Below are 19,095 nucleotides of genomic sequence, written 5' to 3' on the forward strand. Positions count from 1 at the left end.
CTCAAGTCTCGCAGGCCCTGTCCGCCTGGCGTCCGGTGAGACGCCTGGCGTTCTCCAGGTGCTCGGTCAGCTTTCCCTGGATTCGGAGTGTCGCCTCGTCCAGCGCCTTCCTGGTGCGCCGTCCGCTGCCGTCACCGGCCTGGAAGGCGTCGCCGAAGACGACGTCGACCCGGCTGCGCAGCGGAGGCAGTGCCGATATCAGCCGTCCGCGACGCTCGGTGCTTCCCAGGACCGCCACGGGAACGATCGGCGCCCCGCCACGTACCGCGAAGTACGCGAGCCCTGCCCGCAGGGAGGCGAAGTCGCCCTCGCCCCTGGTGCCCTCGGGGAAGATCCCGAGGACCCCGCCGTTCTCCAGCACGCCGAGGGCGTGGGTGATCGCGGTGCGGTCGACGGTCGCACGGTCCACCTTCAGCTGACCGATTCCGCGCAGGAACGGGTCGAGGGGGCCGACGAACGCCTCCTTCTTGATCAGGAAGTGGACGGGCCGGGGCGCGGTGCCCATCAGCATCGGACCGTCGATGTTGTGTGCGTGGTTCACCGCGAGTATGACGGGTCCGGTGGTGGGGACCCGCCACGCACCGAGGACACGGGGCCTGAAGAGCCCGTACATGAGCCCGATGCCGATCCCGCGCCCGACGGCCGCTCCGCGCAGCGTGGGCGCGGTGGTGGCTTCGGTCACTTCGCGGCCTGCTTCTCCCCGACGAGGGTGACGACGCACTCGATGACCTGCTGGAGGGTCAGCTCGGTGGTGTCCACCTCGACGGCGTCCCCGGCCTTGGCCAGCGGCGAGGTCTTCCGGCCGGAGTCGGCGGCGTCCCGCTTGATCAGCGCTTCCTTGGTGGCGGCGAGATCGGAGCCCTTGACCTCACCGCTGCGCCGGGCGGCGCGTGCCTCCGGCGAGGCGGTCAGGAAGATCTTGATGTCGGCGTCGGGCAGCACCGTCGTGCCGATGTCCCGGCCCTCGACGACGATGCCCCGCTCGGCGTCCGCGGCGATGGAGCGCTGCAGCTCGGTGATCAGGGTGCGCACCTCGGGGACGGCGCTGACGGCGCTGACCGCGGAGGTGACCTCCTGGGTACGGATCGGACCGGAGGCGTCCTCGCCGTCCACGGTGATCGTCGGGGCGGCCGGGTCGGTGCCGGAGACGATGACCGGCTTGGCGGCGGCGGTGGCGATCTCGGCCGCGTTCCGCACGTCGATGCCGTTGTTCAGCATCCACCAGGTGATCGCCCGGTACTGGGCGCCGGTGTCCAGGTAGCTCAGGCCGAGCTGGGCGGCGACGGCCTTGGACGTGCTCGACTTGCCGGTGCCGGAGGGCCCGTCGATGGCGACGATCACTGGGGCCGGGGCGGTCCGGGCGGCGGCGCTTACGGTTTCCACGGTGGTGGACACCTTCCTGGTACACGGGGTGGGCGGAGCGGGGCCACGGAACGGCCTCCCCCAAGGTTACCGAGTGCGGGGAGGGCCCTCGCACCCCTGTCGGCCCCGTCCCGCGAGAGGCCCTACGGGCGGATGGACCAGCCCCGCTCGCTGAGCGCCGTGCTCAGTCCGGGCGCCGCGCTCGGCTCGACCATCAGCTGCACCAGACCGGCCTGCTGCCCGGTCGCGTGCTCGATGCGTACGTCCTCGACGTTGACCCCGGCCAGCCCGGCGTCGGCGAAGATCCTGGCCAGTTCGCCGGGCCGGTCGCTGATGAGCACGGCCACGATCTCGTACGAGGCCGGGGCCGCGCCGTGCTTGCCCGGCACCCTCACGCGGCCCGCGTTGCCGCGGCGAAGGACGTCCTCGATGCCTTGGGTGCCCGCGCGGCGTTCGTCCTCGTCGGCGGACTGGAGGCCGCGCAGCGCCCGTACCGTCTCGTCGAGGTCGGTGGCGACGCCGGCCAGGACGTCGGCGACCGGACCGGGGTTGGCGGACAGGATCTCCATCCACATCCGGGGGTCGGAGGCGGCGATCCGCGTGACGTCCCTGATCCCCTGGCCGCACAGGCGTACGGCGGTCTCGTCGGCCTCCTCGAGGCGGGCGGCGACCATCGACGAGATCAGCTGCGGGGTGTGGGAGACCAGGGCGACGGCCCGGTCATGGGCGTCGGCGTCCATGACGACGGGGACCGCCCGGCAGAGCGCGACCAGTTCCAGGGCGAGGTTGAGGACCTCGGTGTCGGTGTCCCGGGTCGGGGTGAGGACCCAGGGCCGGCCCTCGAAGAGGTCGGCGGTGGCCGCGAGGGGGCCGGAGCGCTCCTTGCCCGCCATCGGGTGCGTGCCGATGTACGGCGTGAGGTCGATGCCGAGTGCCTCCAGCTCGCGGCGGGGACCGCCCTTGACGCTGGCGACGTCCAGGTAGCCGCGGGCGACCGAGTCGCGCATGGCGGCGGCCAGCACGGAAGCGGTGTACGCGGGCGGTACGGCGATGATCGCCAGGTCGACGGGCCCGTCGGGCGCCGCCTCCGTCCCGGCTCCGAGCGCCGCCGCCGTACCGGCCGACGAGGCGTCCCGGTCGACGAGGTGGACCTGGATGCCGCGGGCGGAGAGAGCGAGGGCTGCGGAGGTGCCGACCAGGCCGGTTCCGATGACGACGGCTGTTCTCACTGGGCGATGTCCTTGCGGAGGGCGCCGGTGGCGCCGAGGTAGACGTGGCTGATCTCCGCCTTGGAGAGACAGGTCTCCACGTGGGCCAGGATGCGGACCACCCGGGGCATGGCCCCGGCGATGTCGAGCTCCTGGGCACAGATCAGCGGTACGTCGACGATGCCCAGGCCCCGCGCGGCGGCGGCGGGGAAGTCGCTGTGCAGGTCGGGGGTGGCGGTGAACCAGACGCTGATCAGGTCGTCGGCGACGATCTGGTTGCGCTCCAGGATGGCGGTGAGCAACGCACTCACCTGCTCGTCCATGTGTCCGGCCTCGTCCCGTTCCAGCTGGACGGCTCCACGGACTGCTCGTACCGCCACGTCGTACCCCTCGTTCCCTCGTTCTGCGTGCTGTTTCAGCCTAGAGGTGCGGCGGGGCCCGTGGTCACCGTGCTCTGTCCGTGAGACAACGCGGCGGCGTGCACGGCGAGGAGCGTGCGCCAGATCCGCCCGGCGAGCTCCTCAGGCGTGGCGTCGGTCCGGTCGTGGACCCAGTCGGCGAGCATCCCGGTGAACAGCCCGGCGACGGCGCTCGCGGTGAGGTCGTGGCCCCTTCCGGCGGGCCTGCGCCGGCGCAGCTCGTCGAGGCTGTACTGCCGGAGCTCCTGGTGCAGCAGTTCCCCGAGGGGGCCGCCGCCGGGCAGGAGCAGGCTGCGGTGGACGGCGGCCCGGCGGCGGATCTCCCGGAGCAGGGCGACGAGCTCCTGCGGCGGCGCGTCAGGGCCGGGCGGAGTCCGGTCCCAGGCGTGCAGGGCCTCGACCGCCTCCCGTACGACGTCGGCGCAGGCGTCCACGGCCAGGGCGCGCAGATCGTCGTAGTGGAGGTAGAAGGTGGCGCGCCCGACGCCGGCCCCGCGCACCACGTCCGCCACGCTGACCTGGTCGAGCGGCCGCTCCGCGCAGGCCTCCAGCAGCGCCTCGCGGAGCCTGCCGCGGGTGCGCGCGGTGCGCGGGTCGCCGCTGCCGTCCGTCACCGCCGGGGCCATGCGGCTCAGCCCGCCGCCAGGACGAGGGCGAGCGCGACGGCGGCGGGCGCCGCCTGGACGTACAGGATCTTGCGGCTGACGGTGGCCGCCCCGTACACCCCGGCGACGATCAGGCAGCTCAGGAAGAAGATCTGCGCCTGGTGGGCGACTGGATCACCCGCGATCAGGCTCCAGACCAGCCCGGCGGCCATGAATCCGTTGTAGAGCCCCTGGTTGGCGGCGAGGGTGGCGCTCTCCCTGGAGAACTCCTCGGTGGTGCCGAATGCCTTCCGGCCGCGCGGGGTGTCCCAGAGGAACATCTCCAGGACGAGGAAGTAGGCGTGGATCAGTGCGACGAGCGCGACCATCACCTGGGCGGCGGTCTGCATGGCGTGCGGCCTCCTGCGAGTAGATTTCCTGGACAACTGTACAGGAAATCCCTCCACCGCCGCCCGGTTGCTTGGTCCGCCCGGCCCGCGGCGCCACGATGCCTCTCATCGACCACCACGCGAGGAGAGCCATGAACACACGGCGAAGGACGGTTCTCACGGCGGGCGCCGCCGCACTGGCGACCGGCTGCGGCTCGTCCGGTGACGGGGACGGCGACGGAGGCACGGCCCCGGCCTCCGCCTCGGGGACCGGGAAGAGCCAGGAGGCCTCGGGGACCCCGACCGGGGAGCTGACCCGGACCTCCGGGATCCCGGTCGGCGGCGGCACGGTCTTCAAGGACCGCAAGGTGGTGGTGACCCAGCCGGAGGCGGGCGAGTTCAAGGCCTTCTCCGCCGTCTGCACCCATGCGGGCTGCATCGTCGCGTCGGTGAGTGACGGCACGATCAACTGCGCCTGCCACGGCAGCAGGTTCAGCATCACGGACGCCTCGGTCGAGGCGGGTCCGGCGCCGCGCCCGCTGCCCGCCGAGCGGATCACCGTCGAGGGCGACAGCATCCGGCTCGGGTAGGCCGGTAGCCTCGCGCGCATGATCACCCCTGAGGCCGAGGCCCTCGTACGCGACCACACGGTCTACTCGTGTGTGATGGGCTCCCGCGCCTTCGGGCTGGCCACCGACGACAGCGACACGGACCGGCGCGGGGTCTTCCTGGCGCCGACGCCGTTGTTCTGGCGCTTCACCAAGCCGCCGGCCCATGTGGACGGACCCGATCGGGAGCAGTTCTCCTGGGAGCTGGAGCGCTTCTGCGAGCTGGCGCTCCGGGCCAACCCCAACGTGCTGGAGTGCCTGCACTCGCCGCTCGTGGAGCGGATCGACGACACCGGCAGGGAACTGCTGGGCCTGCGCGGGGCGTTCCTGTCCCGCCGGGCCCACGAGACGTTCGTCCGCTATGCGGTGGGCCAGCGCAGGAAGCTGGAGGCGGACGTCCGGCAGTACGGCGCCCCGCGCTGGAAGCACGCCATGCACCTGCTGCGGCTGCTGGCGAGCAGCCGGGATCTGTTGCGGACGGGCGAGCTGGTCATCGAGGTCGGCGAGGCGCGGGACGAGCTCCTCGCGGTGAAGCGGGGCAAGGTCCCGTGGCCCGAGGTGGAGCGGCGGATGACGCGCCTGGCCGAGGAGAACGACGAGGCCGCCACGCGCTCCCCTTTGCCGCCGGAGCCGGACCGGGAGCGCGTGGAGGCGTTCCTGGTGCGGGCCCGGCGGGCGTCTGCGGCGGGCGGGGCGGGGTGACCCCGCGCGGCCGGTCGACCCGGGCTCCCCGTCAGCGCGGTCCTCGGGCCAGGACGGCGAACCGGCCGCGGATCTCCTCGCCTTCGGGCAGGCTCCACCCGGCGGTGACGTGCCCCAGGACGTCGGCATCGGTATCGCCGTCCCCGGAGCCCTCCGGCAACAGGACGCGCCTCACCCTGAGCGTCACCGGGGCCTCCTCGTCCGCCGTCGCGCCCAGCACGATGTCGGTGCCGTGCTTCCCGTCCCGGGTGGTGGCGGACGCGGCCACCGCCGCGAGGCCGGCCGGGGCCTCGCCGACGGCGACGGACGGGTCGGGGGTGTCGCTCAGGCTCTGGGCCTGCGGCACGGCCCGCCCCCTCATCAGAGCGAGCAACTGGGCCACCAGGACCGGGTCCTGCGCGCCGTCGTACACCCAGCGCCGCCCGAGCACCCCGTGTTCGGACGTTCCGACGAGCGCGTCACCGGCTCCGTCGAGCGGTGCCCCGCGGTAGGTGACCGGTACGTGGTAGGCGACGGGGCGGTCGCCCGAGGTGTCGGTGACCACCATGAACTCCATCCCCACCTCGCCCTCGGGATCGTCGAGCCGGAACCCTCCCGCACGGGCCAGCTCCGGCGCGCCCGCCCCGGCGTACCAGGGCCGGGTGGGGAGCCAGGCGGCGAGGAGCTGCAACTTGCCCGGTTCCATGGTCGTTCTGTGGATGACAGCCATGACGGGTGAACTCCCGTGCGCCCGGGCCTGTTCCCCGCAGGCCGCCGGGTGGGACATGGACCCCCCGCAGGTCCACGTCCGAGTCCTGTGAGGCGAACCCGCACAGCACGGCTCAGGCGTCCCAGAGCGCGGCCAGCGACAGCAGGTCGCTGCGGTACTCGATGCGCTCCGACCACTCCTTGGGCCAGACACCCGTCCCCAGGTGGGCTCCCGCCAGTGCGCCCGTGAGGCAGGCCAGCGAGTCGGAGTCGCCCCGGGTGCAGGCGGCCCGGCGCAGGGCGGTGACCGGTTCCTCGGGGAAGAGCAGGAAGCAGTGCAGGGCAGTGGCGAGTGCTTCCTCGGCGATCCAGCCGTCGCCGGTCCGCTCGCACGGGTCGGTCTCCGGGGAGGGGTCGCGCAGGGCGTCCTGGACGGCCGCGAGCACGGTCAGGCACTCGTCCCAGCCCCGGTTGATGTATGCCTCGGGCGAGGCGTCATGGGTGTGCCGCCACAGGTCACCGAGCCACCGGCCGAGGTAGCGGCCACGGTTCTCGTACGCGTACGAGCGCAACTGGCCCACCAGGCCGAGCGGTTCGGCCCCCTGCGCCAGCAGGAACACCGCGCGGGCCATCAGGTCGGAGGCGGCCAGTGCGGTGGGGTGGCCGTGGGTCAGTGCGGCCTGGAGCTGGGCGGCGCCGGAACGCTGTTCCTCGCTGAGGCCGGGCACGAGGCCGATGGGCGCGACGCGCATGTTGGCGCCGCAGCCCTTGGAGCCGGTCCGGCTGGCCTCCTGCCAGGGCCGGTCGCCCTCCAGCAGTTCGCACGCCTCGATGCAGGTACGGCCGGGAGCGCGGTTGTTCTCGGGTGAGCGGTTCCACCGGACGAACTCCTCCCGGACCGGGCCCACCATCCGCTCCGGCGTGAGCAGCCCCTGGTCCATGGCGGTGCGGATGCCGCGGCCGAGCGCGAGCGTCATCTGGGTGTCGTCGGTGACGATCGCCGGCTCCGGGAGCCGCATCTGCCGCCAGGGCCCGCACTTCGCGAGGATGGACGGAACGTCGGTGAACTCGGTCGGGAAGCCCAGCGCGTCGCCGAGCGCGAGCCCGGTCAGCGCGCCTGTGGCCGCCTGCTTGGTGAGGATTCTTGTCGGGATCATGATGTCCGTCCTTCAGGGCGTCCTTCCGGGCGCAGGAGTGGAGGGTGCAGGGCGGTGGCGGCACCCGCCCGGTACAGGGCGGCCGGCTTCCCCCGTCCGCCGGTGCGGCGCGGCGGTCCGTCGACGGCCTGGACGAAGCCGGGCGTGGTCAGGACCTTGCGCCGGAAGTTGGGCCGGTCGAGCTCGACGCCCCACACGGTCTCGTAGACCTGCTGGAGCTCCCCGAGCGTGAACTCGGCGGGGCAGAAGGCCGTCGCCAGGCAGGAGTACTCGAGCCGGGCGCCGATCCGGTCGTGGGCGTCGGCCAGGATGCGGTCGTGATCGAAGGCGAGCGGCCCGGTGCCGTCCGCGTCCCACCACCGCGCACGCGCCGCGTCCCCGCCGCCCCGCGGTTCGGGCAGGTCCGGGACGAGTGCGGCGTACGCGACGGAGACGACCCGCATCCTGGGGTCCCGGTCGGGATCGCTGTAGGTGCGCAGCTGTTCGAGGTGGAAGGCGCACACGGTGTTCCGGGTGAGGCCGGTCTCCTCGGCGAGCTCGCGGCGCGCCGCCTCCTCCGCGGACTCGCGGGGCAGCACGAAGCCTCCGGGCAGCGCCCAGTGGCCCTTGTACGGGTCCTCGCCCCGTTCCACGAGAAGGACGTGGAGCCGGCCTTCCCGGACGGTGAAGACCGCCAGGTCGACGGTGACGGCGAAGGGGGCGAAGGCATGGGGGTCGTACCCCTCGGGGACGGTGCTCATCGCCGCTCCGGGAGGGGGTCGGTGAGGTACGGGCCGGCGGCGAGGAGCGCGTCCACGGCCGCGACCGCGGTGTCCAGCCGTGTCCGGTGCGGGCCCGTGACCTCGATGAACTGCCTTCCGGTGCGTGTGAGTTCGGCACGGAAGCGGTCCGTCATCCAGGGCCGCAGCTCCTCCCCGTCGCGCAGCCCGTCGTCCTCGAAGGCGACACCCTCGTGGTCCGTGAGCAGCCAGAGGTGGTGGGTGGTCCGGTCGGCGGTCCGCTCCACGAGCGGGTTGCGGCCGCCGATGTACCGCTCGTGCCAGACGGTGGTGGCGAAGGAGTCCGTGTCGCAGAAGAGCACCGGGGAGCCGATCCGGGCGGCGGCCTCCTCCCGGGCGTTCTGGGTCTCGGCGATGAGGGGGAAGTCGTCCGTGCCGAAGGAGACGTCCTCCCACTGTGCGCCGGGCCATCGGCCGCGCAGGTCCGCCAGCTTCCCTTCGCTGAACTCCCGTCCGTACTCGGCGACGTACCGGGTCCGCGCCCAGACGCCGCCGCGCCGCCGGTAGTGCTCGGTCAGCGCGCGGGCCAGGGTCGTGGTGCCGGTGGACTCGGCACCGAGGACGACGATCCGGCGGGTGAGCGCGGCCCGTACGGGCGGTTCGAGGTAGTCCCAGCAGCCGGCCGGGTCCGCCCGGACCGCGGTGCCGGAGACGGGGAAGACGGTGCGGCCGGGATCGACGAGCTCGGACCGCGCGCCGAAGCGGCGGGCCAGTTCGTCCCCGTACGACTCCGAGGTGAAGACGGCGTCGACCTGTTCGGGGACGGCCCCGGTGAACACGGCCATGTGCGCGTCCCAGACCGCCGGGTCGTTCAGGTCCATGGGGATGTCGTCGACGGCGCCCACCACGCGGACGTCCGGGTGCACCTCCCGCATCCAGGCGACCCGGTCGGCGAGGGGCAGGGATTCGACGGAGGCCGCGCAGACCAGGACGGTGAGCCGCTCGCAGCGGTCCTGGGCGGTGCGGACGAGGTGATGGTGGCCGGCGTGCGGCGGGTAGAACTTGCCGAGGACCAGACCGTGCCCGTAGCGCTTCACGCGGGCACCCGCTCCCGGCCCGGGGCGGCGGCCAGGTCGCGGCTCCAGTTGCGCAGCCCGATGAGGCAGAGCGTGAGGAAGCCCGCGTACAGCAGGGAGGTGAGGTAGAGCTCCTTGTAGGCGTACAGCGGGATGTAGACGACGTCGGCGGCGATCCACAGCCACCAGGACTCGACCCGCTTGCGGCACTGCCCGTACGTCGCCATGAGGGACAGCGAGGTCGTCAGGGCGTCCCAGAACGGCACGGTCGAGTCCGTGGCCCGGGACAGCAGCAGGGTGAGACCGAGGGTCCCCGCCACCCCCGCCGCGAGCAGCCAGGTCCATTCCGTGCGCGTGGTCGTGCGCACCGGCAGGACGGTTGCACCTGGTCCACCCCCGTGGGTCCAGGTCCACCAGCCGTACGCGGCGAGGGCGATGAAGACGATCTGCAGGCCGGCGTCGGCGTACAGACCGGACTGGGCGAACAACAGGATGAAGAACAGGTTGTTGGCGATGCCGATCGGCCAGTTGGCGAGGTGCTGGCGGGCCACGAGCCAGACGCACAGCGCCCCGCTGCCGAATCCGAGCACCTCGGTCCAGCTGACCGGGGTCTCCAGGACCGTCACCAGCGGCTGTTGCAGGGGGGCGAGTATGTCCGCGAGCGTCACGCCGTTCCTTCTCTTTTATAGTCACTCTGACTATAAAGAAGAAACGGTGACAGCGAAAGACCCGCGGCCGGTTCCCTGTTCGAAACGAACCAGGAACCGGCCGCGGGCCGTTCGGAGCGGGGAGCGGGTTACAGACCGACCTCGCGCATCAGCATGCCGACCTCGGTGTTGGTCAGCCTGCGCAGCCAGCCCGACTTCTGGTCGCCCAGCGGGATCGGCCCGAAGGACGTGCGCACGAGCCGCTCGACCGGGAAACCGGCCTCGGCCAGCATCCGGCGGACGATGTGCTTGCGGCCCTCGTGGAGGGTCACCTCGACCAGGTAGTTCTTGCCGGTGTTCTCGACGACCCGGAAGTGGTCGGCGCGGGCGTACCCGTCCTCCAGCTGGATGCCGTCCTTGAGCCGCTTGCCGAGGTCGCGCGGGAGCGGGCCCTGGATGGCGGCCAGGTAGATCTTCTTCACCCCGTACCCGGGGTGTGTCAGGCGGTGGGCCAGCTCACCGTGGTTGGTGAGCAGGATGATGCCCTCGGTCTCGGTGTCGAGGCGTCCCACGTGGAACAGCCGCGTCTCGCGGTTGTTGACGTAGTCCCCGAGGTTCTGGCGGCCGTCCGGGTCCCCCATGGTGGAGACGACACCGGCGGGCTTGTTCAGCGCGAAGAACAGGTGCGACTGGGTCGCCACGGTCAGGCCGTCGACCTTGATCTCGTCCTTCTGCGGGTCGACCCGCATGCCCTGCTCCAGGACGATCTCGCCGTTGACCTCGACCCTGGCCTGCTCGATGAGCTCCTCGCACGCCCGGCGCGAGCCCATGCCGGCGCGGGCGAGGATCTTCTGCAGCCGCTCGCCCTCCTGCTCGGCGCCCGGGTGCGTCCTGGGCGTCCTGATCTCGGGCTTGTCCGCGTACCGGTCACGGTTGCGCTGCTCGATCTTGGCGTCGAGCTCACGGGGACGGGACGGGGCGCCCACGCGGCGCCCGCCCTTGCTCACGTTCTGTGCGGGCTTCGGGCCACCCTTGGCTCCACCGCGGGCCGCGGCGCCGCGGCCCTTGCGGGGGCCGCCGTCGCCGCCCGGCTTGTCGGAGCCCACGTCGTAGCGGCGCTCCTCGGGGCGGGGCCGGCGGGGGCGCTGCTCCTGCTGGTCGTCGCGCCCTCCCGCGGCCTTGGGCCGGCCGCCCGAACCGCCGGAGCCGCCCGAACCGCCCCGGGGGTTGCCCGAGCCGCCCCGGGGGTTCCGGTTGCCGCCGCTCTTGCCGCTGCCGCTTCCGCTGTTGCTGCCACTGCTTCGCATCAAAATTCCGTCTTGTCGTCTGCGTGAGTTTCCGGGGTGTCCGGTGCGTCCGGATCGAACGACGGCACACCCTCTAGCGTCTCAGCCTCGATCGCGTCCGCCTCCGGGAGGAAGGGCGCGAGCTCCGGGAGCTCGTCCAGGCCTCGCAGGCCCATGCGCTCCAGAAAGTAGTTCGTCGTCCTGTACAGGATCGCACCTGTTTCGGGTTCCGCGCCCGCCTCCTCGATCAGACCCCTCTGCAGGAGGGTCCGCATGACGCCGTCGCAGTTCACTCCGCGCACCGCGGAGACCCTGGAACGGCTCACGGGCCGGCGGTACGCGACCACCGCGAGGGTCTCCAGCGCCGCCTGCGTGAGCCGGGCGTGCTGGCCGTCCAGCACGAAGCCCTCGACCGCCTCCGCGTACTCCGGGCGGGTGTAGAAGCGCCAGCCTCCGGCGACGAGCCGCAGGTCGAAGCCTCGGCGCTGGACGGTGTACTCGTCGGCGAGCTCCCGCAGGGCGTCCGCCACGGCCCTGCGGGGCCGCTGGAGGACCTTGGCGAGGTGCTCCTCGGTGGCGGGCTCGTCGACGACCATGAGGACCGCTTCCAGCGCGGGCTTGAGGTCGAGCGCGACCACTCCGTCGCGTCCGCCGTCGTCTGCAGTCATTCCTGTACGTCCTCCTGTGCCTCGCGCACCTCTTGGTCGAACTCGTCCGTCACGAGCGGCTCGGCCCCCTCGGCGCCGGCCCAGCGCACCAGGAGCTCCCCGAGGGCCTCCTCCTGGTCCAGGGTGACCGCCTTCTCCCGGTAGAGCTCCAGGAGCGCCAGGAACCGGGCCACGACGGTGAGGGTGTCCGCCGCGTCCTCGGTCAGCACCCGGAAGCTGAGCTCGCCCCCGGCGCGCAGCCGCTCCACGACGATCCCGGCCTGTTCCCGCACGCTGACCAGCGGTGCGTGGATGTGGTCGACGTAGACCTGCGGCTCGGGCCGGGGCCGCATCGCCTTCACCGCGAGGCGGGCGAAGCCGTCCGGGCCGATGCTGATGACGACCTCGGGCAGCAGCTCCGCATGGTGGGGTTCGAGCCCGACGGTCCGGGGGTAGCGGCGCGCCTCGGACTCCAGGCGGTCGCTGAGGATCCCGGAGATCCGTTTGTACGCGCGGTACTGCAGCAGCCGCGCGAAGAGCAGGTCCCGCGCCTCCAGGAGCGCGAGGTCCGCCTCGTCCTCCACCTCGGCGGTGGGCAGCAGCCGGGCGGCCTTCAGGTCGAGCAGGGTCGCGGCGACGACCAGGAACTCGGTGGTCTGGTCGAGGTCCCAGTCCGGTCCCATGGCGCGGATGTGGGCCATGAACTCGTCGGTGACCCGGGAGAGCGCGACCTCGGTCACATCGAGCTTGTGCTTGGAGATCAGCTGGAGCAGCAGGTCGAACGGACCCTCGAAGTTGACCAGCCGCACGGTGAACCGCTTGTCCTCGCCGGCCTCGGGCGGCGCGGCGCCCGACGAAGGGCCCTTGCCTTCCCGGGCGGGCACGAGCCCCGGAGATCCGGTGTCGCTCTCGACCGGGGCGACGGGCCCCGAAGGCCCTGTGCCGCCCTCGGCGGGCGCGGTGGCCTTCCGGTCACCCGCCGGGGCTCCCCGGGCCTCCTCGGGCCCCTGAGGCGCGCCTGCCGGACCTGTGGGTGCGTGCGACCGGTCCGCGGGCGTGTGCGCGGGGCCCTGAAGGCCGTCCACGGCCGGAGGAGGCCCGGGGACGGCCGCCTCCCCCGGGCCCGCCGCGGTCCGGGCACCCGGCCCGCGGCCGAGCGCGCGGCGGGGCGGGCGGGCGGGGTGGTCGGCAGTCGGCATCGCGGTCCAGGGGTGCGGCGGAGAGGCGTTCGGGCGCTGCGGCCCGCGAAACCGGGCCGGGCCGCCCGGTCGGCGGCCCTCCCCGGCAGGCTACCGGCGCCGCGCCGGTCAGCGGCCGCGCAGCCTCCGTACGAGGATGCTCGCGTCGCCCCTCGACTCCAGGTCGGCGAGCACCACGGCGACCGCCTCGCGGACGATGCGCCCGCGGTCGACGGCGAGGCCGTGCTCACCGCGCAGCACGAGCCGGGCGTGCTCCAGATCCATCAGTTCCTCGGCCGACACGTAGACGGTGATCTTCTCGTCGTGCCGCTCCCGGCCGCTCGGCCGACGGTTCGCACCCCGCCCGCCGCCGCGTCCGCGCTGCTGCTGGACGGTGGGAACGGGCTCCTGAGGCCCGGAACGGGGCTGGGCCGCGCCGGCCCCGTCGGCGCGGCCGCGGGAGCCTGCGCCTTCGGAGTCCGCCGCCGAGTGCTCCTCCCGGGACTGCGCGGCCGTCGTGCCGCCGCTCCCCCCGGGTGTCTCGCCCCGGCCGCCGGTGTCCGCCGCCGGTTCGCCCGGCCCGGCCGGCGCGGGCACCCGCGGCTCACCGTTCGCCTTGCGTCGCCGGTCGGCGGAGGACGAGGCCTGGAGGCCCATGCCCCCGGTGGTGCGGAACAGCTCGTCGGCCCCCGGCAGACTCACTCGGCGTGACACCGGGCGAGCACCTCCCTGGCGAGCTGGCGATAGGCGGCGGCCCCGACCGAGTTGGAGGCGTACGTGGTGATGGGCTCACCGGCGACCGTGGTCTCCGGGAAGCGCACCGTGCGCCCGATGACGGTGTGGTAGACGTGGTCGTCGAAGGCCTCGACGACGCGCGCGAGCACCTCACGGCTGTGCACCGTACGGGAGTCGTACATGGTCGCGAGGATGCCGTCGAGCTCCAGTTCCGGGTTGAGCCGCTCCTGCACCTTCTCGATGGTCTCGGTGAGCAGCGCCACACCGCGCAGCGCGAAGAACTCGCACTCGAGCGGGACTATCACCTTGTGAGCCGCCGTCAGGGCGTTCACGGTGAGCAGGCCCAGCGAGGGCTGACAGTCGATCACGATGTAGTCGTAGTCGGCCATCAGCGGCTTGAGGGCACGCTGCAGCGTGGACTCCCGCGCCACCTCGCTCACCAGCTGCACTTCGGCGGCCGAGAGGTCGATGTTGCTCGGGAGCAGGTCCATGTTGGGCACGGCGGTCTTGAGCAGGACCTCGTCGGCCGCCATGCCCCGCTCCATGAGCAGGTTGTAGACGGTGAGGTCGAGCTCCATCGGGTTGACCCCGAGGCCGACCGACAGGGCTCCCTGCGGGTCGAAGTCGACGAGCAGGACGCGTCGCCCGTATTCGGCGAGCGCGGCACCCAGGTTGATGGTCGACGTGGTCTTGCCGACGCCGCCCTTCTGGTTGCACATCGCGATGATCTTCGCGGGACCGTGGTCGGTCAGCGGACCGGGGATCGGGAAGTACGGCAGCGGCCGGCCGGTGGGGCCGATCCGCTCGCGGCGCTGGCGAGCGGCATCGGGCGCGAGCGTGGCCGCGTACTCCGGATCGGGCTCGTATTCGGCGTCGGGGTCGTAGAAGTGCCCCTCGGGCACCTCGGCGAAGTCGGCGAAGTGGGCGGTCTCTCGGCCACTTTCGTTGCCGGCCATGGCGTTCACGTGTAGGCCGTCCATCATCTGGGGGGCTGTCGTCATGTGCTGGTGGGTGGCGAAGGTGCGGACAGCGACGGAGCCGACAGCTTCGAGCCCGATCGGGCTCAGACCCCGTGCAGGCATCCCTGGTTGACCACCCCCGGGAGTAATTGTCGACTCATTCACAAGTCGTCTTACCTCCTTGGATGTGACCAGGAAACTTATCGATAGGTCAGCGTGGCACCATGCCGACGATTGGCGACTCTATGGCGTGTCACCGGTTCGCAGCAACACAATCCGCCGGACCCGGCCCGATGTGTCGGCAATCGAACACCCCTCTGTCAAGGGCTCCGAGCGCCCGGTGCGCACCTTTCGCGGGGGTGCAGAACGGGTACGGGGTTACGTCTGCGGCGAGTTGGACACGGCACCCGCCGGACCCGGCACACGTCCGGCCGGACCCCGCTGAGCGAGGTCCGGCCGGATGTCAAGAAGTTGACGGAACAGGTTGACGGCGGGCGCCGGCCGCTCAGCCGAGCAGCGTCACCAGCTCGACGTGGTCGAGCCCGTGCGCCTCGGCCACCTCGCGGTAAACCACCTGGCCGTCATGGGTGTTGAGACCCTTGGCGAGAGCGGCGTCACGGCGCAGGGCATCGACCCAGCCACGGTTCGCGAGCTCAAGGATGTAGGGCAGCGTGGCGTTCGTGAGGGCGTACGTGGAGGTGTTCGGCACCGCGCCCGGCATGTTCGCGACGCAGTAGAAGACCGAGTTGTGGACCATGAAGGTCGGCTCGGCGTGCGTGGTCGGGTGCGAGTCCTCGAAGCAGCCGCCCTGGTCGATCGCGATGTCGACAAGAACACTTCCGGGCTTCATCCGGGCGACCAGCTCGTTGGTGACCAGCTTCGGGGCCTTCGCGCCGGGAATGAGCACCGCGCCCACGACGAGGTCGGCCTCGACGACGGCCTTCTCGAGTTCGAGCGCGTTGGAGACGACCGTCCGCACCCGGGTGCCGAAGATCCGGTCGGCCTCGCGCAGCTTGTTGATGTCCCGGTCGAGGAGCGTCACGTGGAAGCCGAGCCCTACGGCGATCTGGGTGGCGTTCCAGCCGGAGACACCGCCGCCGATGACGACGGCCCTGGCCGAACCCGTACCGGGGACTCCACCGGGGAGCACGCCGCGCCCGCCGACCGAGCGCATCAGGTGGTAGGCGCCGACCTGCGGGGCGAGGCGGCCGGCGACCTCGGACATCGGGGCGAGCAGCGGCAGCGCGCGGTTCGCGGTCTCGACGGTCTCGTACGCGATCGCGGTGGTGCCCGACTCGAGCAGCGCGTCGGTGCAGGCACGGGAGGCGGCGAGGTGCAGGTACGTGAAGAGCGTCTGCCCCTTGCGCAGGCGGTGGTACTCCTCGGCGACCGGCTCCTTGACCTTGAGCAGCAGGTCGGCGGCGGCCCAGACCTCGTCGGCGGTGGGCAGGATCCGCGCACCCGCGGCGAGGTACTCCTCGTCCGGGATGGAGGAGCCCTCACCGGCGTGCTGCTCGACGAGCACCTGATGGCCGTGCCGGACGAGCTCGTGCACTCCGGCGGGGGTGATCGCCACTCGGAACTCGTTGTTCTTGACTTCGCGGGGGATGCCGACCTTCACGTCGATCACGGTCCTTGGCTCGCAGGGGCAGCTCGGGCATAGAGGGAGTTACCCACATGAACCAAGCATAAGAGGGACACCGCAGAGATGCGCGGCAGAGCCATCATTAATGAAGGGCTTCTCCCTGTCCAGCCTTACAAAGCATTAAATTTTCATCGAAGTACTACGGATTTCGTAGGTCGAACCCTGGTCTCCCAGTAATCTGTCGGCTGCCGCCCTGTGCAGGCCCGCCGCAGCCGGGTCGCCGAGCCGGTCCAGCGTGTCCGCCAGCCGCAGCTCGAGAGCCGCCTGCAGCCGTACGTCCCCCGCCCGGCGGGCCAGAGCGACCGCCTCGCGGCAGGTGAGCAGCGACTCCTGCGGTCGTCCCGCGTACTCCTGCACCCGTGCGGCCTCGCTGAGCGCCCGCGCCTGGGCGGGGAGGTCACCGAGCCTGCGGTGCCCGGCGGCCGCGGCCCGCCAGTTGCGCAGGGCCTCGCCGTAGCGCCCGGCGTAGCTGTGCACGGCACCGAGCCGCCCGTAGAGCCGCGCCTCGTCGGCCCGTTCCCCCTGGGTGAGTCGTTGCGCGAGGGCCCGGCCGTACCAGTCGGCGGCCCGGTTGAAGTCCCCCAGCTCCGCGTAGGCACCGGCTACGGATTCCATGGCGCGGCCGGTCGCGTAGAGGTCGTTCGCCGCGCGTCCGGCGTCCAGCGCGGCCCGGTAGCGGGTCAGCGCCTCCTGGGTGCGCCCGGTCCTGGCGTCCAGATCGGCGAGGTTGAGCAGGGCCGCGGCCTTCTCCCGGGGCAGATCGCGGCGCTCGGCCACGTCCAGGACCAGACCGTGCAGCCCGTACAGCTCGGGCGCCGCGTCCTCGGTGCCCCGGTGCACGGCGAGGGCCCGGACGAGCGCGGCGACCAGCCGGCGGGCCAGGGTGTCCAGCTCCCCGTCCTGGACCGCGAGCCGGGCCGAGGCCAGCAGGGCGGGCTGCCGGATGCGCAGCCACTGGGCCGCGGCCTCCGGATGGGGGAAACGCAGCGAGCGGGGCAGACCGGCGAGCCTGCGGCGAGCGGGGGTGCCCTCCGGATCGGTGACCGCCCGGCAGGACTGGAGCTGGCGTACGGTCCGCTCCAGCATCCTGGCCCTGGCCAGCTGGATCTCGGCGGGCCGGTCCCGCTCCTCCAGCAGGGCGCGCAGCAGGGGGGCCAGGCAGCCGGGCACCTCGTACTGGGGCAGGTCCGCGCCGTTCGACCGCAGCAGGCCGAGCCGGACGAAGTCGTCCAGGGTCGTCTGGGCCGCCGAGACGGAGCACCCGGCCAGCGCGGAGGCGGTGTGGGCGTCGGCCAGTCCGGCGGGGGCGAGCGCGAGCAGCCGCAGTATCCGGGCGGCGGCCTGCGGCAGGGACTCGTGGACCAGCCGGAAGGCGCGGGCCAGCGGGCGGGCGCCGGTGGGCTGTCCGGCGTCCTCCGGCAGGTCGCGCAGTCGCTTGGTGAGGTCGGCCACCGAGGCGCCGGGGCGGGCGGCCAGCCAGCCGGCGACCAGCACCAGCGCGGCGGGCTGTCCGGCGCACTCCTCGGTCAGCGTCTCGGCGGTCCGCGGATCGACGGTGATCCTCACCTGCCCGATGGTGCGGGCGAGCAGGTGGACGGCGGATCCCGTGTCCAGGCCGCCGATGGTGCACGGGCGGACGCCCGGGATCCCGGTGAGCGGGCCGGTGGAGGTGGCGACCACCAGGCAGTCCGGGTTGTCCGGCAGCAGCGGGTCGACCTGTTCGGCGTCCACGGCGTCGTCGAGCAGGATCAGGGCGCGCCGTCCCGCGAACGCCTCGCGGACCATCTCGGAGAGCTCGTCCTCGTCCGCCCCGGGCGGTGCGGCCACCGCGAGCAGGTCCAGGAGTTCGCGCGCGGTGTGCTCGGCGGGCACGCGTTGGCCGCCGTGATCGGTGAGCGCGACCCGGAACACCCCGTCGGGGTAGTCGCCCGGTTCCGCGAGCCGGCGCGCCAGTTCCGCCGCGAGTGCGGTGCGTCCGGATCCGGGCCGTCCGGCGATCAGCAGGATCCGGGCGCGGGCGGCCTTGCGGCCGGCCAGCGTGTCCAGTCCCGCTCTTCCGATGTCCGCCTGAAGGGCCTTCAACTCACGTTCGCGGCCGAAGAATTGGGGTGGGGTGGCACCGGAGGGCCGCTTGGCTCCCGACGCCCCCGCCGCTCCGGCCGGGCCGCTGGTGTCCACCGCCTGATCGGTCACGGGCCACGCTCCACTTCACTGCACGCGGTTGCCCGCCGGAACTCCGGTCGGGACCATTCGAGCGTAGTTCAGTGGTGTGGACGATCACGGCGGAGCGCGGCGGGCACGTCCCCCGATCGGATCAGCGTTTCTTACGATCGATCGTCGGCCGGTGGTGGACGTCCGGCCGGCGGTACGCCGATCCCCTGTCGCCGTACGCCATTCCCCGGTGAGCGGTAGGCCCTCAGACCTCGAACGGCCGGGCGGGCCAGGGCGCCTCGGCCGGGCGCAGCGAGTCCACCCCGTCGCCCGCGAGCACCGCGGTGAGCGACAGGACGCCCACCACCAGGCAGTTGTTGTGGAGTTCACCGGCGAGCACGCCCCGTACGAGCTCCGGCAGCGGCACCCGGGCCTGCTCCATGTCGGCCTCCTCCTCGGCGACCTCGAAGCGCTCGCCGTCCGCCTCGGAGAGGTCGCGGGCGAGGAAGACGCGCACGGCTTCGTCGCAGCCGCCGGGCGTGGTGTAGACGTCGGTCAGCACCCGCCAGTCCTCGGCCTTGACGTGGGCCTCCTCGTACAGCTCGCGCTGCGCGGCGTGCAGAGGGTTCTCGCCCGGGACGTCGAGGAGGCCGGCGGGGATCTCCCACAGCTTGTGGCGCACGGGGTGGCGGTACTGCCGCAGGACGAGGACACGGCCGGCCTCGTCGAGTGCGAGGACGGCGACGGATCCCGGGTGGACCTGGTAGTCGCGGCGCGCGACGGTGCCGTCGGGCATCACCACGTCGTCGGTGCGGACGCTGGTCTTGTTGCCGGTGAAGGGCGTCACCGTCGCGGTGACCTGCCACTCCTCGGGCGTGTCCTGGATTCCCATGTACGTCCTCCCACGAAAAACAGAAACCGGGGCACGCATCCGGT

The 19,095-nt window shown here is 72.5% G+C and carries 21 protein-coding genes; 2 read left to right on the forward strand and 19 right to left on the reverse strand.

What is annotated here, in order from left to right; genetic code table 11:
- Position 1: 1 nt before the first annotated feature.
- The 6 genes from AB0F38_RS24420 to AB0F38_RS24445 form a co-directional block, all read right to left on the reverse strand.
- Positions 2-682 (reverse strand): lysophospholipid acyltransferase family protein, encoded by a 681-nt coding sequence (locus AB0F38_RS24420; protein ID WP_361897185.1) that lies wholly within the window; start codon positions 680-682, stop codon positions 2-4.
- A complete protein-coding gene (cmk, locus tag AB0F38_RS24425) occupies positions 679-1,395 on the reverse strand; it encodes a (d)CMP kinase (RefSeq protein ID WP_361897188.1) in 717 nt (238 codons plus the stop codon). The genes AB0F38_RS24420 and cmk overlap by 4 nt, the downstream gene beginning before the upstream one ends.
- A gap of 110 nt (positions 1,396-1,505) precedes the next feature.
- On the reverse strand, positions 1,506-2,591 hold the full coding sequence (locus AB0F38_RS24430; RefSeq protein ID WP_361897191.1) for a prephenate dehydrogenase: 1,086 nt from the start codon (positions 2,589-2,591) through the stop codon (positions 1,506-1,508).
- Positions 2,588-2,950 carry a chorismate mutase gene (gene aroH, locus AB0F38_RS24435; RefSeq protein ID WP_361897194.1) on the reverse strand — a complete coding sequence of 121 codons (363 nt, stop codon included), beginning with the start codon at positions 2,948-2,950 and terminating at the stop codon, positions 2,588-2,590. The genes AB0F38_RS24430 and aroH overlap by 4 nt, the downstream gene beginning before the upstream one ends.
- Positions 2,951-2,985: 35 nt before the next feature.
- Entirely contained in the window at positions 2,986-3,615 is a 630-nt protein-coding gene (locus tag AB0F38_RS24440) for a TetR/AcrR family transcriptional regulator (RefSeq protein WP_361897197.1), read from the reverse strand.
- Between the two features lie 5 nt (positions 3,616-3,620).
- Positions 3,621-3,983, reverse strand: a complete 363-nt coding sequence (locus AB0F38_RS24445) for a DUF1304 domain-containing protein (protein ID WP_361897200.1) — start codon at positions 3,981-3,983, stop codon at positions 3,621-3,623.
- 131 nt (positions 3,984-4,114) lie between these two features.
- Here AB0F38_RS24445 and AB0F38_RS24450 point away from each other — a divergent pair, with 131 nt between their 5' ends.
- A complete protein-coding gene (locus tag AB0F38_RS24450) occupies positions 4,115-4,552 on the forward strand; it encodes a Rieske (2Fe-2S) protein (protein WP_361897203.1) in 438 nt (145 codons plus the stop codon).
- A gap of 18 nt (positions 4,553-4,570) precedes the next feature.
- Positions 4,571-5,272 (forward strand): nucleotidyltransferase domain-containing protein, encoded by a 702-nt coding sequence (locus tag AB0F38_RS24455; protein WP_361897206.1) that lies wholly within the window; start codon positions 4,571-4,573, stop codon positions 5,270-5,272.
- A 31-nt stretch (positions 5,273-5,303) separates the two neighbouring features.
- Here the strand turns inward: AB0F38_RS24455 and AB0F38_RS24460 are convergent, their stop codons facing one another.
- The 13 genes from AB0F38_RS24460 to AB0F38_RS24520 all read right to left on the reverse strand — a co-directional run bounded on the left by AB0F38_RS24460 (position 5,304) and on the right by AB0F38_RS24520 (position 19,051).
- Positions 5,304-5,981: a 1,4-alpha-glucan branching protein gene (locus AB0F38_RS24460; protein ID WP_361897209.1), complete on the reverse strand. Its 678-nt coding sequence runs from the start codon at positions 5,979-5,981 to the stop codon at positions 5,304-5,306.
- Positions 5,982-6,093: 112 nt separating this feature from the next.
- The gene (locus AB0F38_RS24465; RefSeq protein WP_361897212.1) at positions 6,094-7,116 is read right to left on the reverse strand and encodes an ADP-ribosylglycohydrolase family protein; all 1,023 of its coding nucleotides are present in this window, start codon (positions 7,114-7,116) and stop codon (positions 6,094-6,096) included.
- Positions 7,113-7,856, reverse strand: coding sequence for an NUDIX domain-containing protein (locus AB0F38_RS24470; protein ID WP_361897215.1), 744 nt, complete (start codon positions 7,854-7,856; stop codon positions 7,113-7,115). The genes AB0F38_RS24465 and AB0F38_RS24470 overlap by 4 nt, the downstream gene beginning before the upstream one ends.
- On the reverse strand, positions 7,853-8,932 hold the full coding sequence (locus AB0F38_RS24475; RefSeq protein ID WP_361897217.1) for an AAA family ATPase: 1,080 nt from the start codon (positions 8,930-8,932) through the stop codon (positions 7,853-7,855). Before AB0F38_RS24475 ends, AB0F38_RS24470 begins: the two co-directional genes overlap by 4 nt.
- Positions 8,929-9,579, reverse strand: coding sequence for a nicotinamide riboside transporter PnuC (pnuC, locus tag AB0F38_RS24480; protein ID WP_361897220.1), 651 nt, complete (start codon positions 9,577-9,579; stop codon positions 8,929-8,931). The genes AB0F38_RS24475 and pnuC overlap by 4 nt, the downstream gene beginning before the upstream one ends.
- A 128-nt stretch (positions 9,580-9,707) precedes the next feature.
- Positions 9,708-10,865: a pseudouridine synthase gene (locus AB0F38_RS24485; protein ID WP_361897223.1), complete on the reverse strand. Its 1,158-nt coding sequence runs from the start codon at positions 10,863-10,865 to the stop codon at positions 9,708-9,710.
- Positions 10,865-11,512 (reverse strand): SMC-Scp complex subunit ScpB, encoded by a 648-nt coding sequence (scpB, locus tag AB0F38_RS24490; protein WP_361897226.1) that lies wholly within the window; start codon positions 11,510-11,512, stop codon positions 10,865-10,867. The genes AB0F38_RS24485 and scpB overlap by 1 nt, the downstream gene beginning before the upstream one ends.
- Complete coding sequence (locus AB0F38_RS24495; protein WP_361897229.1) at positions 11,509-12,690, reverse strand: segregation/condensation protein A; 1,182 nt, start codon at positions 12,688-12,690, stop codon at positions 11,509-11,511. Before AB0F38_RS24495 ends, scpB begins: the two co-directional genes overlap by 4 nt.
- A gap of 108 nt (positions 12,691-12,798) precedes the next feature.
- The gene (locus AB0F38_RS24500; RefSeq protein ID WP_361897287.1) at positions 12,799-13,371 is read right to left on the reverse strand and encodes a hypothetical protein; all 573 of its coding nucleotides are present in this window, start codon (positions 13,369-13,371) and stop codon (positions 12,799-12,801) included.
- The gene (locus AB0F38_RS24505) at positions 13,368-14,486 is read right to left on the reverse strand and encodes a ParA family protein (protein WP_073751114.1); all 1,119 of its coding nucleotides are present in this window, start codon (positions 14,484-14,486) and stop codon (positions 13,368-13,370) included. The genes AB0F38_RS24500 and AB0F38_RS24505 overlap by 4 nt, the downstream gene beginning before the upstream one ends.
- 382 nt (positions 14,487-14,868) lie before the next feature.
- Positions 14,869-15,984, reverse strand: a complete 1,116-nt coding sequence (gene ald / locus AB0F38_RS24510) for an alanine dehydrogenase (protein ID WP_361897290.1) — start codon at positions 15,982-15,984, stop codon at positions 14,869-14,871.
- 144 nt (positions 15,985-16,128) lie between these two features.
- Entirely contained in the window at positions 16,129-18,201 is a 2,073-nt protein-coding gene (locus AB0F38_RS24515; protein ID WP_361897233.1) for a tetratricopeptide repeat protein, read from the reverse strand.
- A gap of 223 nt (positions 18,202-18,424) precedes the next feature.
- Positions 18,425-19,051 carry an NUDIX hydrolase gene (locus AB0F38_RS24520; protein ID WP_361897236.1) on the reverse strand — a complete coding sequence of 209 codons (627 nt, stop codon included), beginning with the start codon at positions 19,049-19,051 and terminating at the stop codon, positions 18,425-18,427.
- Between the last annotated feature and the right edge of the window lie 44 nt (positions 19,052-19,095).

The sequence above is a fragment of the Streptomyces sp. NPDC025273 genome, assembly GCF_040638585.1.
Classification (GTDB): domain Bacteria; phylum Actinomycetota; class Actinomycetes; order Streptomycetales; family Streptomycetaceae; genus Streptomyces; species Streptomyces cinereorectus.

Bases quoted from the DNA above. Each gene is read 5' to 3' on its own strand.
- scpB (WP_361897226.1), bottom strand. From the start codon at position 11,512: ATGACTGCAGACGACGGCGGACGCGACGGAGTGGTCGCGCTCGACCTC.
- AB0F38_RS24520 (WP_361897236.1), bottom strand. From the start codon at position 19,051: ATGGGAATCCAGGACACGCCCGAGGAGTGGCAGGTCACCGCGACGGTG.
- AB0F38_RS24485 (WP_361897223.1), bottom strand. From the start codon at position 10,865: ATGCGAAGCAGTGGCAGCAACAGCGGAAGCGGCAGCGGCAAGAGCGGC.
- AB0F38_RS24460 (WP_361897209.1), bottom strand. From the start codon at position 5,981: ATGGCTGTCATCCACAGAACGACCATGGAACCGGGCAAGTTGCAGCTC.
- AB0F38_RS24445 (WP_361897200.1), bottom strand. From the start codon at position 3,983: ATGCAGACCGCCGCCCAGGTGATGGTCGCGCTCGTCGCACTGATCCAC.
- AB0F38_RS24455 (WP_361897206.1), top strand. From the start codon at position 4,571: ATGATCACCCCTGAGGCCGAGGCCCTCGTACGCGACCACACGGTCTAC.
- AB0F38_RS24495 (WP_361897229.1), bottom strand. From the start codon at position 12,690: ATGCCGACTGCCGACCACCCCGCCCGCCCGCCCCGCCGCGCGCTCGGC.
- AB0F38_RS24450 (WP_361897203.1), top strand. From the start codon at position 4,115: ATGAACACACGGCGAAGGACGGTTCTCACGGCGGGCGCCGCCGCACTG.
- AB0F38_RS24505 (WP_073751114.1), bottom strand. From the start codon at position 14,486: ATGCCTGCACGGGGTCTGAGCCCGATCGGGCTCGAAGCTGTCGGCTCC.
- AB0F38_RS24440 (WP_361897197.1), bottom strand. From the start codon at position 3,615: ATGGCCCCGGCGGTGACGGACGGCAGCGGCGACCCGCGCACCGCGCGC.
- AB0F38_RS24470 (WP_361897215.1), bottom strand. From the start codon at position 7,856: ATGAGCACCGTCCCCGAGGGGTACGACCCCCATGCCTTCGCCCCCTTC.
- AB0F38_RS24465 (WP_361897212.1), bottom strand. From the start codon at position 7,116: ATGATCCCGACAAGAATCCTCACCAAGCAGGCGGCCACAGGCGCGCTG.